This window comes from Thalassospira sp. ER-Se-21-Dark (assembly GCF_017922435.1).
GTDB lineage: Bacteria > Pseudomonadota > Alphaproteobacteria > Rhodospirillales > Thalassospiraceae > Thalassospira.
In genome coordinates this window covers 499653-513180 of record NZ_VDEZ01000002.1, presented here as the reverse complement: position 1 = coordinate 513180, position 13528 = coordinate 499653, and the positions used below count along the sequence as shown (strand labels likewise).

Sequence of the window (13528 nt, the reverse complement as noted above, 5' to 3'; positions counted from 1 at the left end):
AACTCGCATTTAATTCAACACAAATTTTCAAGACAGGGCGTCAAAATGTGACGGACTTCACGTCTGAAGTCATGCCTGGGCACAACGTCGAGCCATATCAAAGAACGTTGAACGACCCGCCACTCGATTGCTGCCAGGCATCCAAGAATTCCTGGTAGGCGGGAATATCCCCTGCCCGTTCTTCCAGCCAGCCTACAGTCAGATTGATCGCATGGTTATAGCCATCATGATCGGTCAACCCGGTATGAAGCGCATGGCGCAGATACAGCAGATAGGTATTCAAAACATCGGTCTCGCAATAGCGACGAATGCCATCAATCTCGCCATTGTCATACATATCCGAGACTTTACTGCCATCCACCCCGGTTTTGCCCGGCAGATCAAGTGCAGCACAGACTTCATTCATTTTGGTCCGCGCAGACGCACCGTAATCAGATAAGACTTCCGCCAGATCACAATGCCAATGCGGCGCATAGCGCGCGGTATAGTTTTCCCACTTATTGGACGCCTGATGCAGCCAACGGGCCGAAACGCCATGTTTCATCGCTCGGTATTTCAACACCGGCAGATCAAACCCCCGGCCGTTGAAACTGACCAAACGCGGATAAAGCTTGCCGCAATAGGCAAAGAACCCGTTCACAAGGTCCTTTTCCTCGGATGTCAGTTCGCCGCCCGACCGTAACTCTTCGATCTCGTACATTTCGGTATCGCCATCACGTTGAATGGTCGCGCGCAGGAAGCTGATCGCCACCACCTTGTGAAACGGCTGGCGCGGGAAGCCATTGCGACCACTGGTGATTTCAAGATGATAGTCTTCCAGCATCTTGCGACCGGTTTCAGGATCCGGCGCAGTTTCGCCGGTTAGCTGCGGCAGAACATCAATGTCGGGCACGGTTTCGATATCAAAAACGAACAGGTTGGTATGCATCATGACGGCCCCCGATAATCTGTGCCCGATTGGTTGGTTTGCCCAACATAACGACAAAGTCCGATAAATTCACGGGCAGAGTTAAACCAATCGCGCCCGCTACCGTAAATCACATTACCTGACATCTCCTGCCATCCCTGTCAGGAGCATTCTGCAATGATATCAGCACGGAAACACTTATCACGGCGGCGTTATAATCGACACCGGGGGTTGCGCGCGTTCTAACCACACGTCTAGAATTGCCGCACCTGTATCAGGGGCACGGTCAATTCGAAGTTCAGGATCACACCTGATCCCAAGCTTTGCGGGCTTCCCGCACCGACCATGCATTTGATGCGATTCCGGACCGCAACCACGAAGGGACAGAAGGATGAAAACCCTGCCTACCGGAGCCGCAATGCTTTTGGCCGCTGGCCTTGCATTTACTTCTCATTCAAGCGCAAACGCGCAAGATGCCACATGCGAAATTGATCGACCGGTGATGTTTGCCGGTCTCAATTACGACAGTGCGCTTTTCCATAACGCCGTTGCCCGCTTCATCATTGAAAAGGGCTATGGCTGTCAGACCGACGCCCTGCCCGGCGATGTCATTCCGCTTTTGACCGGGGCGGGCAAAGGGGACGTTGATATCGTCATGGAAATCTGGCGCGATAACGTTGCCGAGGCCTGGACCAAGGCCGAAGAAGCCGGCAATGTCAGCCAGATCGGGGTGAATTTCGATGACGCCGTCGAAGGCTGGTTCGTGCCAACCTATGTTATCGAAGGCGATGCCGAACGTGGTATAGAACCGATGGCGCCTGACCTGGAATCGGTCGATGATCTGGCAAAATACACTGAACTGTTCGAAGACCCGGAAGAACCCGGCAAGGGCCGCTTCTATAACTGCCCGTCGGGCTGGGTGTGTGAAAAGGTCAACTCCGCCAAGCTTGGCGCCTATGGCCTTGATGACAGCTTCACCAATTTCCGCCCCGGCACGGGTGCGGCGCTTTCGGCTGCCATCGCATCGGCGCATAAACGCGGCAAACCGGCCCTTTATTACTATTGGGGTCCGACCTGGGTGATGGGTCTTTATGACAGCACGCGTCTTGAAGAACCGGCTTATGACAAGGCGATCTTTGATGCGCTGAAAACCGAAGAAAACCCGACCAAGGCAACCGCCTACCCGCAAAGCACAATCACGATTGGTGTGAACAACGACTTCAAAGCCGCCGCACCAACCCTGATCAATTTCCTGACCAACTACGAAACCAGCAACGCGCTGGTCTCTGAAATGCTGGCTTACATGCAGGAAAATGATGAAAAGCCCGACGGGGCCGCGATGCATTTCCTGAAATCCAAGCCGGACGTCTGGAAAGCGTGGGTACCAGCGGATGTTGCCGCACGTGTTGAAAGCGCGATGTAAGTAACACCACCAATAAATTACTCAAACACCCCGCAGGGGAAATCCTGCGGGGTGTTTTGTTTAGCAAGAAAAATACGACGATAACTGAACAAACTAGGTCGGCTGGGGTCAATCCTCAACAGCCGCTAACTGGCAGTGCGTAAGGCGTTTGAAACGCCATGCGGCCCACAGTCGATACACAAGGTTTGCAATCTGACGAATGATCGGCAGCGCGACAATAGCTGCCAAAACACGCCATCTGTCTAGCTGGCGCCAGATCAGAATGAAGGCATCAGCACCTGCATGCCATTGCCCATCTGAGTCGAGGGCGCGCATTTGCTTTAAGCCATCAACAAGGGAAATGCCGTGCTTTTCAAGATCACCAGCGTGTTCCGTGACATCGCACCATTCGAAAACGCCTCTTGGCGCGATCTTGCGGTAGTAATTGATTTCTCTGGAACACAGACCGCATTTTCCATCAAAGAACACAGTGATCATCGCAACCTCTCAGGAAATCGATATTGTCTATGATTTACGGCTTTGGCTGGTCTCTGGATTATCAATCACATTAACAGGCTACCAAAAGAAGTCAGGAGATATCAGTCACAGTTCGATTTACGGTCGCGCGGTCCACGTGATCTTGTTAGGCTCTTACGCTCATTGATTTTTTGAGCAGATCGGGCCAATTGCGCCATGTTTCCAGAACAGTTGAATGTGCCTTTGGGCAAGTGGGTCAATCAGTTTGTTGATTGGCTGGTGGTCAATTATGGCGCGGCGTTTGAAGCCTTTGCCGACAGTTTGCTGACCGTTTTGGTGGCGTTGGAGCAGGTTTTGCGCGGTACGCCCTGGTGGGTGGTCTTGATCGCCATTGCCGCCATCACCTGGCATGCCAGCAAGAACTGGAAGCTGGTTGTCGGGCTGGTCATCGCCATGTTTGCCATTGGCATGCTGGGTCTTTGGGATAAGGCAATGCAGACCCTGGCGCTGATGATCGTCGCGACATCGCTTTCGGTTCTGATTGGCATTCCGGTCGGAATTGCCATGGCGATGTCCAATCGTTTGCGGGCCGTCATGTTGCCGATCCTTGATACCATGCAAACCATGCCGAGTTTCGTCTATCTGATCCCTGCCCTGATGCTGTTTGGATTGGGCAAGGTTCCAGCGATCCTCGCCACGGTGATTTATGCTGCCCCGCCCGTCATGCGCCTGACCGATCTTGGTATCCGCCTTGTTGATCAGGAAGTGCTCGAAGCATCGCGATCATTCGGCGCCAGCCGCAAGCAGATCCTGTTTGGTGTGCAGTTGCCACTCGCCCTTCCCAACATCATGGCCGGGATCAACCAGACGACGATGATGTCAATCTCGATGGTGGTGATTGCATCCATGATTGGCGCGCGCGGGCTTGGCGAGCAGGTCCTGATGGGTATTCAGCGTCTGGACGTAGGTGCGGGGATGGAAGCCGGGGTTGCGATTGTGCTTCTGGCCGTGGTGTTTGACCGGATCGGTCAGGCCTATGGCAAGCGATCACAACGATCGCACGATGCGGAGGACGCATAATGAGCTACATCGAAATCCGCAATATTTTCAAAATCTTCGGACCTGATCCGCAATCTGCACTTGAACTGGCAAAGGGTGGTGCTGACAAGGATGAAATCCTTGCCAAAACCGGTCATACGGTTGGTCTTCACGATGTCTCCCTGTCGATTGAACAAGGGGAAACCTTTGTCGTCATGGGCCTGTCCGGATCGGGAAAATCAACCCTGATCCGCCACCTTAATCGGCTGATTGATCCGACAGCGGGCGAAGTATCATTTGGTGGCGAAGATATCCTTGCCATGGATATCACAACCCTCAATGCGTTTCGTCGCAAGCGGCTTGGTATGGTGTTTCAGCGCTTTGGACTGCTTCCCCATCGCAATGTGATGGATAACGTTGCCTATGGGCTCGAAATCCAGGGTACCGCGCGCAAGGAGCGCGAAGCCGCCGCATCGAAATGGATCGAGCGGGTTGGTCTGGCCGGGTATGAGGCCAAGTATCCCGATCAGCTGTCGGGTGGCATGCAGCAACGCGTCGGCCTTGCCCGGGCCCTTGCGACCGATCCGGAAGTTTTACTGATGGACGAGGCTTTCTCGGCCCTTGATCCATTGATCCGATCCGACATGCAGGATGAGCTGATGAAGCTTCAGGCGGAGCTTCACAAGACCATCGTGTTCATTACCCATGATCTGGACGAGGCGCTTAAGATCGGCGACCGGATCGCGATCCTCAAAGACGGCAAGCTTGTGCAGGTCGGGCGGCCGGAAGAAATCGTGCTTAGACCCGCCGATGACTATGTCCAGGCCTTTACCCGCGATGTGAACAGATCACGCGTCTTGCGCGCAAAGTCGATTATGGAACCGATCACATCTGGCGAAAACCAAGCGGCACACGAAGACTGGCCGAGCATTGCGGCAAATGCACGTCTTGCCGATATTCTGCCTGTTGCGCTTGCCAATGGCACGTCAATGACGGTGCGTGATGCCAAAGACACTGCGATTGGGACACTGTCGCCAAAGCAGATTGTCGAAGCACTGGAAGGTTGAGCCAGAGCGCCCTGCAAAAACTTAGCGGTCAATAATCTGGCAGCGCCGAAAGTATCGTAATTCTGATTGCTCTGCCGCTTCGGCGGTTGATTGGTGAATGATGCGATACAGGCCGCCGTCGCCTGCGCGATTATGCTCTGTGGCAATGATCAGCCACAGAAAACCATTTTCATCAGCGCGTGCGCGATCTGCCGGCGATGGCAGGGCCTTGCCATTGGGGTGGGAATGAAAACATCCCACAACCCGCTCCCGCTTTTGCCGCGCAGTACGATGGGCATCAATCAGGGTTTGCGGATCAATTTCAAACGTGGTCAGCGGATCTTCCGCGACGTTGCGCGCAAACACCACACGGTCAATCCGGTTCGGGGTATCAATGGCGGCAATCAGAAGTCCACAGGCTTCCTCCGGCCATTTAACAGCGGCGAAATCGCGTATTTCTTCGAGAAGCGCCTTGCCAAGTGCGATGTGGGTCTGATCATCGCCACCTGATGAGTTGTTGTTTGCGATCCCCTGCCCGTTTGCCATCGCTGCACGCGCCCTTGTGGTTTCAGGCTACTTCGCGGCCTGTTGCAAAAGGATACGCCCAAGGATCTTCTTTTCGCTTAAGGAAACGATAACAAGACGCGCGTTGTCACCGTGTCGACCTTCGATATGGAGCGTTGCCTGCGGACCCTCGACAGTATAGCCAACAAGACGTTCACCGTCTTCAAGGTCGATAACGATATCACCGAATGCGCCAAGAGCACCTTGTGCGGCTGCATTATCGCCACCTGCAAACGGCACGGACGGCGTCACCGTTGGTGTATTTTGCTCGACACTTGTGTCTGGGGCGTTCTTGTCAAGCGACAGGCCATAGACGACAAGTCCGATACCCACCACGATCAGAATGCCCATGAACGCGACCAGAGCCTTAACTACACGCATCGTATTTCCAACTGACAAAGTTTGATGAAACCTGCATGCTCGCCAAAAGCGCGATCATACGTACCCTGTTTCAAGGCCATAGCGACAAGCACGACCAATTGCAAGGCAACAACGCCAAATGAAGCAAGTTGTCGCAATTCGTTGCAATCGCCGGACAAAGCGCTAAAAGCGGCGAACACATGCATCATTACAGTCACCCAATCAAACCATGCCAATAGCAAACAATGTCTGAAAACCTGACCTATACCGCGACAGACCAGGACGAAGGTGCCCGCCTTGATAAGGTGTTGGCGACCGCCTGGCCCAATCAGTCGCGTTCGCGGATCAAGGCCTTGATCGAAGACGGTCAGCTTTGCGTCAATGGCACGCCTGCAGCCAAGATGTCTGCCAAGGTCAAGGCTGGTGATGTTTTTGATCTGAGCGTGCCCGAACCGGAAATGGCCGAACCCACACCGGAAGACATCAAACTTGATGTGCTTTTTGAAGATGAAGACCTGCTGGTGATCAACAAGCCCGCCGGCATGGTTGTTCATCCTGCGGCCGGCAATGAAAGCGGAACGCTTGTGAATGCGCTTCTGGCCCACTGCGGGGACAGTCTTTCGGGCATTGGCGGGGTTAAACGCCCGGGGATCGTGCACAGGCTGGACAAGGACACCAGCGGTGCAATGGTGGTTGCCAAGAACGATGCCGCCCATCGCGCCCTTTCAAACCTGTTTGCCGAGGACAAGGAAAACATTGAGCGTGCCTACCTTGCGGTCGTATGGGGTGTTCCCCGCCCCCGTTCCGGTGAAATCGAAGGCAATATTGGCCGCAGCCCACGCAATCGGAAAAAGATGGCGATGGTCAAAAAAGGGGGGAAATATGCCCTCACACACTACAAGACTCTGCAAACTCGCGACGACTCGTTGGCGTCCCTTGTTGAATGCCGCCTTGCAACCGGACGGACGCATCAAATTCGTGTTCATATGAACCATATTGGGCACGCACTTGTATGTGATCCGGTTTACAGCCGAAACAGACCAGCTGGTAAACTCAACCTAGAAGCGCAACAGATTTTGAACGCATTCAACAAACAGGCTCTGCATGCCCGAACGTTAGGATTTCTGCACCCTCGCACCGGTGCCTATATATCCACAGAGGCACCTATACCAGGTGACCTTTTGGCACTGATAAAGGCCCTAGATCTATACCTTTGAATAGTTGATACTAGCCTTACTGTCTAATTTTCCATTGACGGTTTCTAATACTCCCGTATAAGCTCTTAAAAAGTGCAAGGGGTAAAATGCACTTTTCGAAAGCAATACGGGAGGCTTTGATGAAGCAAGGAAACGCTCTTCCAACTATCTCTCAAGATGGTCTCACGGTATACCTTCAACGTATACGCCGCTACCCGATGCTTACCCCGGAACAGGAAACGACCTATGCCTGCAATTTCCGGGACAAGGATTGCGATAAATCTGCTGAAAAACTGATTACCAGCCACTTGCGCCTGGTCGCCAAGATCGCGATGAGCTACCGCGGTTATGGCCTGCCGATCAATGAACTCATTTCCGAGGGTAATGTCGGCCTGCTGCAGTCGGTAAAACGCTTCGACCCGGACAAGGGCTTCCGCCTTGCGACATATGCAATGTGGTGGATACGCGCCGCCATCCAGGAATACATCCTGCATTCATGGTCGCTTGTGAAAATGGGCACGACTGCCGCACAGAAAAAGCTGTTCTTCAACCTGCGCAAACTCAAAAGCCAGATGCAGGCAATCGATGAAGGCGACCTTCAACCTGAACAGGTCGAGCTGATCGCGACCAAACTCAATGTGTCCGAAGATGACGTTGTGATGATGAACCGCCGCCTGGCCGGTCCGGATCACTCACTGAATGCGCCGGTCCGTATTGAGGGTGACGGTGAATGGGTCGACTGGATCGAAAGCGATGACGAAGACCAGGAAACCCTTTATGGCAAGCGTGAAGAATTCCTGCAGCGCATGAGCATGCTCAAGAACGCGATGTCGCATCTCAATGATCGTGAGCGCGATATTCTGACGCAGCGCCGCCTGCTTGAAAGCCCGGTCACGCTTGAAAACCTGAGCCTTGCCTATGGCATCTCGCGCGAGCGCATCCGCCAAATCGAAGTACGCGCCTTTGAAAAGGTCCGCAAATCGATCCATACGGACCTGCCCCACTAATACTGCCTGCTCTGCGTCCCTTCTGAAACAACTTGCGGCGGACAATGTCCGCCGCTTTCTTTTTGCATGGTCTTTTTCAATCAAGTCACGCAGTGATCAGTTCCCGGACCGATCCACTTCCTTGATCAGACTATCGCCCCAGGTTTTGATAAGTCCGCGCTGTTTCTTGCGCAATTCACTGACACGACGCTGGGCTGCCAGGTTCAGAACATTGGCAACAATTGGCGGCATGGCGAGGTATAGAAGCCAACCAAGGCCAGCTGCCCCATACATGATCGACAGCGCCAGCGGCTGGAAAACGGCCTGTGTTGCCCCACCAACCGTTTGCGATGGTTGCATCCATACTTCCAGAATATAGGGCGCAACCCCTGAAAAGTTCAGACCGAAGACACACCGCGCCATCGTCCTGCCCGCGCTGCGATCAAAGATAAAGGCCACAAGGGATGGCAAAAGCCCAACCGTCAACGTGATAAAGGTGGGAAGTGCGACCATGAACAGCAGCACGGCGGATGCAATAACCGACAAGCCGGAAAATGCGCTGCGACCGCCTTTTTTTGTGCCTGCTCGTTTACCCTTTGCCATGGCGATCCCTTAAAAGATATGCATCAAAAACAGCGCGGACACTGTCAGTAGTGCGATCATGGTAGACGCGAAAGCAGCCGCCTGTTGCCCGACCTTTTCGGCCAGCTCCATACGGGCCGGCCCCGACGATTCAAGATCAAACACTTCGCTTTCCGCTTCGGAATATTCCGCGACGGCTTCGACAAACTCTGACTGGTCCTTGCGACGTTCCTGTTCGTCATTGATCAGGTTGTACAGCTCGACAAGGTTGCCGCGTTTGGCCAGTTTGGGAATCTCGGTCTCGACCCGTTCACGACGTGCCTTGCTATGGAATACCTTGATCGCCGGTTCCATCAGACGCGCAACCCAATGCGACAGGTTCTGCAAATTGTCCGGCCCATGACGCCATTGCGCAATCGCCAGCATGCTGATTATTGCGCGGCTATATTCGACCTCGTCTGACGGGTTTTGCATCGCCAACAACTGCCCTTCGACGTCGTCCTCGAGGCGAGCGGCGATGAAGGCGGCGATATGACGATCCACCGGCCAGCTTTCTTCAGATGCGGTTTCGGCTGCCTTTTCAAGGGCTGGCAGCAGGTCTGCGATCTCGACGACATATTCCTCTTCGACCAGCGGACTCAGGCAATGCTGGTTGCGCACGGTCGCATAGAGGCAGCGTTCATACCCGTAACCGGCACTTTGCTGCTGAATGTAATAGCGCAGGTTCTTGTATAGCTGCTGTTGCCTCTGGACCTCGGGGCTGTATCCCATCTGACGGCCAAACCAGAAAGATGGAATATCGCGCACGATCACGTCGGCAAAACGTTGGGGCCCCTTTCCATGTTGGACATCATAGGACAGCATGAAGCCAAGCCCGTCGACCATCGACGAAAAGCCCTTGAACCGGATCGGGCCCGCCGGATCAAGAATCAGGATAGACCGCGCAACCAACACGTCCTCTGCCGACCGTTTATCCGTCCCGGCCCACTGCAGTTGTCGCATGGCATCCGATAGCGCCTTGGCGCGATCATTATCACCAAGGCCACGCCGCAACCAGACTTCGACCGTGCTGTCACGCAACGGGCCAAGCGCGGTTACCCAGTTCTTGGCGATCCCCTGCGCCAATGAGCGCACGGTATAATAATCCCGACCAGCCAGGTTTTGAGACCGCGCTGCGCGTTTTTCAGTATTGGCCTGAACCGGCTTGGTTCGTCTTCCATCCAGCCATGCGTTCAATTCGGCCAAGCCCCAGCGTTCTTCGGGGTCATCACACAACAGACCACGGACCGGTTCAATCAGAACAAGCGGCAGCTTTTCGTGTGATGCGATTGCCTGAAACGACCCTTTGGCCAGTTTAAGTTCGATAATTTCCTGATCATTCAGCTTTTTGAGTGGCTGGCGGCCAATGCCAAGCTCAGCCAAAGTCATGCCAAGAGCGTAAAAATCGTCGGTCGCATTGCCAGAACCACGACCGGCAGGATCAGCACTCATACGTGCTGTGGTCTCATAAACAGCTGGCTGATCATAACCGGGCGGTCCACTGGCACAATCGCCAAGCACGACCTTTTCACGCATTGGATCGGCAAAGAACAGGTTATCGGCGCGAATATTGCGGTGTGCCAGCCCCTTCTCGCTGAATGCCTGCATGGCATTCATCAGCGGCTCGACCACAACCGTGGCAATATCATGCTCATCGATGGCGAGTTTCTTGTGTTCGCGCGCGACGACCTTTCCGCCTGCCGGCTTTTCATAGAAAAGCACCATCGTCTTGCGACCAATTGGCGGCCAGTAGGCGGTTTCATAATCGATAAGGTCAATCTGACCGGCCATATGCATACCGGCCAGGAAGGTCAGATGGTCATGGCGGGTCGGAAGAACAGGATCGGTTACCAGCGCAAAGGCGCTGCCCTCTTCCCGGCGGAGATTGTCAGCCGAATAGGCCTTACAGTGGCCCATATCGAATTCGGGCATCCGCAAATCCAGAAAGACGCGAAAATTGCCGATCTCGACACTTTTGCCGCCTGCATTGATTGCGACACCATCAAGTTCAGGGGCTTCTTCGGGTTCCTCAGGCGCAGATGCACCACCGCCCGGTGCATCCATCACCGGCCCTGTCGCAGCACCATTCGAAACGTCCTGTTCCTGATCTTCTGCTTGCTCTGCCATGGTCCCGATATTTCTTTACAGGTTATCATTCCCTGAGTGACGCACATACTTGGGCCAAAAGTCTTCCTGACCTAACCCTCAGAACGCTATCCTCAAAAGGTTGATAAAACGATACTTGTGATCCCCCCTGTCGGCAAGCTGTTATCCCGCGGCCGCAGTCACGGATGAACGGTAAGCCCCGCAACTGCAAACAAAAAAGCCACCAGTCATAAACTGGTGGCTTTCGAAGTTCGTAAATTCAGGCAATCAGGCGCTGAACGGATCGTGTACCAGAATGGTGTCATCGCGCTCCGGGCTGGTTGACAGAAGCGCAACCGGCGCTTCAATCAGCTCTTCGATGCGGCGAACATATTTGATCGCCGTTGCCGGAAGGTCGGCCCAGCTACGCGCACCCATGGTCGTTTCCGACCAGCCGTCGATGGTTTCGTAAACCGGCTTGGCTTTTGCCTGCAGACGCTGGTTGGCCGGCAGATGATCATAGATTTTGCCATCAATGTCGTAACCGGTGCAGATCTTGATTTCATCAAAGCCATCAAGAACGTCCAGCTTGGTAAGCGCAATACCGGTGATGCCGTTGACCTTGACCGACTGACGGACAAGGGCCGCATCAAACCAGCCGCAACGACGCTTACGGCCGGTGACAACACCGAACTCGTGACCGCGCTGACCAAGACGTTCGCCGTCTTCATCAAACAGTTCGGACGGGAACGGACCTTCACCAACACGGGTGGTGTATGCCTTGGTGATACCCAGAACATAACCAACGCCCGACGGGCCCATACCAGAGCCAGCAGCAGCCTGACCGGAAACAGTGTTCGACGAGGTCACAAACGGATACGTGCCGTGATCGACATCAAGCATGGTGCCCTGTGCACCTTCGAACAGGATGCGTTTACCCGCTTCCTTGAACTGATTAAGCGACTTCCAGACAGTGTCGGAAAACGGCAGGATTTTCGGTGCGATTTCCTTAAGCTGCGCAAGCAGTTCCGCACCGTCGACTTCCGGCTGGCCGAGACCACGCAAAAGCGCGTTATGGTGCGTCAGAAGGTTTTCGACCTTGGCTTCAAGAAGATCAGTGTCTGCCAGATCACCTACGCGGATCGCACGGCGACCAACGCGGTCTTCATATGCCGGGCCAATGCCACGACCGGTGGTGCCGATCTTGTTGTCGCCCGAAGCAGCCGCTTCGCGCGCACGATCAAGATTGCCATGCAGTGGCAGGATCAGGCAGGCATTTTCAGCCAGACGCAGGTTTTCCGGGGTGATGTCCACACCCTGCTCTTTCAGGCGGCCGATTTCGGCAAGCAGCGCCCACGGATCAACAACAACGCCGTTGCCGATCACCGAAAGTTTATTTTCACGGACGATACCTGACGGCAGCAGGCTCAGTTTATAGGTGGTTCCGTCGATCACCAAAGTATGACCGGCGTTGTGACCACCCTGGAAACGCACAACAACGTCTGCCCGTTCGGACAGCCAGTCGACGATCTTGCCTTTACCTTCGTCCCCCCACTGGGAACCGATCACGGCAACATTGGTCATCGCAAAACTCCTTGCGCGATAAAAAGTTCGTTCGATTAGGCGTTCAGCGGCACAACCTGACCGCCGATATAAATATGATTACAGCCCATGCCTTGCGCTTCGATGCGTGCGGCGGCTTCGGTTTTGGCCTCGGCCGCACCTTCAAGGGCGGCAACGGTGTAATGGCCTTCTGCGCGCAATTTGCGCGCTTCACGCTGTGGCGTTCCAAGCGGCAGATAAACACGATCAACCGGCTCGGCATCTGGAAGACCACGCAAAATGCTGTCCATATAAAGCGACATACCTGTTGCGGCTTCGCCCGAGGCACCCCCGGCACGATAACGGCCACCGCGGCCGATTTCGCCACGTACGTTGCGCGCAAACAGCGTAAAGCTGACGCCGGTCTGATAGCGGAAACCAGCCATCTCGACCGGATCAATGGTGAGCGCTGCGTCAAGGCCGGACGCCAGAACGCGTTCAGCAACATCGATCAGGCGATAAAGTTCCTCGGATGCACCAAGCGGCAGTTCGAGTTTTTTGAGTTTCGGCAAAGCTGACTGTGCCGGGCCAGCGGCCTCAAGCAAGGCAACCAGAACACCGGTAACTTTGCCATCGGCAGCACGAAGGGCCGCGACATCACGCCGTTCAAGCGCCTCGGTCAATACTTCACGGTCATCGCGCGACACACCAAAGGCATCAAAAAGACGAACCGGGAGTGTTGGCAAATTAAGGTCAACCGAGACATCGGCCAAACCGATGCTTTCCAAAGCTTCGAGCGCAAGCAGAACAATCTCGGTATCAGCAGCAGCACTCGACACACCGATCAACTCGGCACCGACCTGTGCAAACTGGCGTTCCGGGCGCAGATGCGATCCCTTGATCCGCAAGACATCGCCGGAATAGGAAAGACGAAGAGGACGGGGTGCATCAACCAGACGGGTCGCTGCAATGCGTCCGACCTGGGGTGTCATATCGGAACGAACGCCCATCATGCGGCGGGACTCAGGGTCCATCAAACGGAACGTCTGGGTCGACAATTCCGGTGCAGCACCTTCAAGCAAGCTTTCTTCGAACTCGACCAGTGGGGTTTTCACGCGGTCATAGCCTGCATGCGCCAGACTGGCCATCAGCTTTTCACGGATTTCAGCTTCCCGTGCAGCGGTTCCTGGCAGGACATCCTGCAGGCCGGCGGGCAAAAGAGCTTTCCTGGCAAGTTCGGTCATTTTGTGTGCTTTCCCGGACGAGGCGCGCAGATTTAAATTGATAATATCCCGAGCAACGCT

At 54.6% G+C, this 13528-nt stretch carries 13 protein-coding genes; 5 read left to right on the top strand and 8 right to left on the bottom strand.

From position 1 onward, the window contains the following. Positions 1-97: 97 nt before the first annotated feature. A complete protein-coding gene (locus tag FHI25_RS10025) occupies positions 98-931 on the bottom strand; it encodes a 3'-5' exonuclease (RefSeq protein ID WP_210517387.1) in 834 nt (277 codons plus the stop codon). Positions 932-1298: 367 nt separating this feature from the next. Here FHI25_RS10025 and FHI25_RS10020 point away from each other — a divergent pair, with 367 nt between their 5' ends. Then, positions 1299-2330, top strand: a complete 1032-nt coding sequence (locus FHI25_RS10020; protein ID WP_210517384.1) for an ABC transporter substrate-binding protein — start codon at positions 1299-1301, stop codon at positions 2328-2330. Positions 2331-2438: 108 nt separating this feature from the next. Here FHI25_RS10020 and FHI25_RS10015 read toward each other — a convergent pair whose 3' ends face one another. Beyond that, positions 2439-2807 (bottom strand): DUF393 domain-containing protein, encoded by a 369-nt coding sequence (locus tag FHI25_RS10015; RefSeq protein ID WP_210517381.1) that lies wholly within the window; start codon positions 2805-2807, stop codon positions 2439-2441. Positions 2808-3002: 195 nt separating this feature from the next. Here FHI25_RS10015 and FHI25_RS10010 point away from each other — a divergent pair, with 195 nt between their 5' ends. Both FHI25_RS10010 and FHI25_RS10005 read left to right on the top strand, forming a co-directional pair. Next, positions 3003-3866 carry a proline/glycine betaine ABC transporter permease gene (locus FHI25_RS10010; protein WP_210517378.1) on the top strand — a complete coding sequence of 288 codons (864 nt, stop codon included), beginning with the start codon at positions 3003-3005 and terminating at the stop codon, positions 3864-3866. Then, on the top strand, positions 3866-4891 hold the full coding sequence (locus tag FHI25_RS10005) for a glycine betaine/L-proline ABC transporter ATP-binding protein (protein WP_210517375.1): 1026 nt from the start codon (positions 3866-3868) through the stop codon (positions 4889-4891). Before FHI25_RS10010 ends, FHI25_RS10005 begins: the two co-directional genes overlap by 1 nt. 21 nt (positions 4892-4912) lie before the next feature. Here FHI25_RS10005 and FHI25_RS10000 read toward each other — a convergent pair whose 3' ends face one another. Continuing rightward, a complete protein-coding gene (locus FHI25_RS10000) occupies positions 4913-5416 on the bottom strand; it encodes a M67 family metallopeptidase (RefSeq protein WP_210517372.1) in 504 nt (167 codons plus the stop codon). 27 nt (positions 5417-5443) lie between these two features. Then, on the bottom strand, positions 5444-5815 hold the full coding sequence (locus tag FHI25_RS09995) for a hypothetical protein (RefSeq protein ID WP_210517368.1): 372 nt from the start codon (positions 5813-5815) through the stop codon (positions 5444-5446). A 224-nt stretch (positions 5816-6039) separates the two neighbouring features. On the opposite strand from FHI25_RS09995, the gene FHI25_RS09990 reads away from it, so the two are divergent. Both FHI25_RS09990 and rpoH read left to right on the top strand, forming a co-directional pair. Beyond that, positions 6040-7011 (top strand): RluA family pseudouridine synthase, encoded by a 972-nt coding sequence (locus FHI25_RS09990; RefSeq protein WP_210517365.1) that lies wholly within the window; start codon positions 6040-6042, stop codon positions 7009-7011. A gap of 119 nt (positions 7012-7130) precedes the next feature. Then, the gene (gene rpoH / locus FHI25_RS09985; protein WP_040823769.1) at positions 7131-7997 is read left to right on the top strand and encodes an RNA polymerase sigma factor RpoH; all 867 of its coding nucleotides are present in this window, start codon (positions 7131-7133) and stop codon (positions 7995-7997) included. Positions 7998-8093: 96 nt separating this feature from the next. Here rpoH and FHI25_RS09980 read toward each other — a convergent pair whose 3' ends face one another. The 4 genes from FHI25_RS09980 to FHI25_RS09965 form a co-directional block, all read right to left on the bottom strand. Beyond that, positions 8094-8579: a hypothetical protein gene (locus FHI25_RS09980; protein ID WP_063089899.1), complete on the bottom strand. Its 486-nt coding sequence runs from the start codon at positions 8577-8579 to the stop codon at positions 8094-8096. Positions 8580-8588: 9 nt separating this feature from the next. Continuing rightward, positions 8589-10724, bottom strand: a complete 2136-nt coding sequence (locus tag FHI25_RS09975; protein ID WP_210517362.1) for a protein kinase family protein — start codon at positions 10722-10724, stop codon at positions 8589-8591. Positions 10725-10970: 246 nt separating this feature from the next. After that, positions 10971-12266 carry an adenylosuccinate synthase gene (locus FHI25_RS09970; protein WP_063089905.1) on the bottom strand — a complete coding sequence of 432 codons (1296 nt, stop codon included), beginning with the start codon at positions 12264-12266 and terminating at the stop codon, positions 10971-10973. Between the two features lie 35 nt (positions 12267-12301). Continuing rightward, positions 12302-13468 (bottom strand): ATP phosphoribosyltransferase regulatory subunit, encoded by a 1167-nt coding sequence (locus FHI25_RS09965; protein ID WP_210517359.1) that lies wholly within the window; start codon positions 13466-13468, stop codon positions 12302-12304. Positions 13469-13528: the final 60 nt, after the last annotated feature.

What these genes read in the sequence shown, in the direction of transcription:
- FHI25_RS10020 (WP_210517384.1), top strand. Translation starts at nt 1,299, where the DNA reads ATGAAAACCCTGCCTACCGGAGCCGCAATGCTTTTGGCCGCTGGCCTT.
- FHI25_RS10000 (WP_210517372.1), bottom strand. Translation starts at nt 5,416, where the DNA reads ATGGCAAACGGGCAGGGGATCGCAAACAACAACTCATCAGGTGGCGAT.
- FHI25_RS10005 (WP_210517375.1), top strand. Translation starts at nt 3,866, where the DNA reads ATGAGCTACATCGAAATCCGCAATATTTTCAAAATCTTCGGACCTGAT.
- FHI25_RS10010 (WP_210517378.1), top strand. Translation starts at nt 3,003, where the DNA reads ATGTTTCCAGAACAGTTGAATGTGCCTTTGGGCAAGTGGGTCAATCAG.
- rpoH (WP_040823769.1), top strand. Translation starts at nt 7,131, where the DNA reads ATGAAGCAAGGAAACGCTCTTCCAACTATCTCTCAAGATGGTCTCACG.
- FHI25_RS09965 (WP_210517359.1), bottom strand. Translation starts at nt 13,468, where the DNA reads ATGACCGAACTTGCCAGGAAAGCTCTTTTGCCCGCCGGCCTGCAGGAT.
- FHI25_RS10015 (WP_210517381.1), bottom strand. Translation starts at nt 2,807, where the DNA reads ATGATCACTGTGTTCTTTGATGGAAAATGCGGTCTGTGTTCCAGAGAA.
- FHI25_RS09970 (WP_063089905.1), bottom strand. Translation starts at nt 12,266, where the DNA reads ATGACCAATGTTGCCGTGATCGGTTCCCAGTGGGGGGACGAAGGTAAA.
- FHI25_RS10025 (WP_210517387.1), bottom strand. Translation starts at nt 931, where the DNA reads ATGATGCATACCAACCTGTTCGTTTTTGATATCGAAACCGTGCCCGAC.
- FHI25_RS09980 (WP_063089899.1), bottom strand. Translation starts at nt 8,579, where the DNA reads ATGGCAAAGGGTAAACGAGCAGGCACAAAAAAAGGCGGTCGCAGCGCA.
- FHI25_RS09975 (WP_210517362.1), bottom strand. Translation starts at nt 10,724, where the DNA reads ATGGCAGAGCAAGCAGAAGATCAGGAACAGGACGTTTCGAATGGTGCT.
- FHI25_RS09990 (WP_210517365.1), top strand. Translation starts at nt 6,040, where the DNA reads ATGTCTGAAAACCTGACCTATACCGCGACAGACCAGGACGAAGGTGCC.
- FHI25_RS09995 (WP_210517368.1), bottom strand. Translation starts at nt 5,815, where the DNA reads ATGCGTGTAGTTAAGGCTCTGGTCGCGTTCATGGGCATTCTGATCGTG.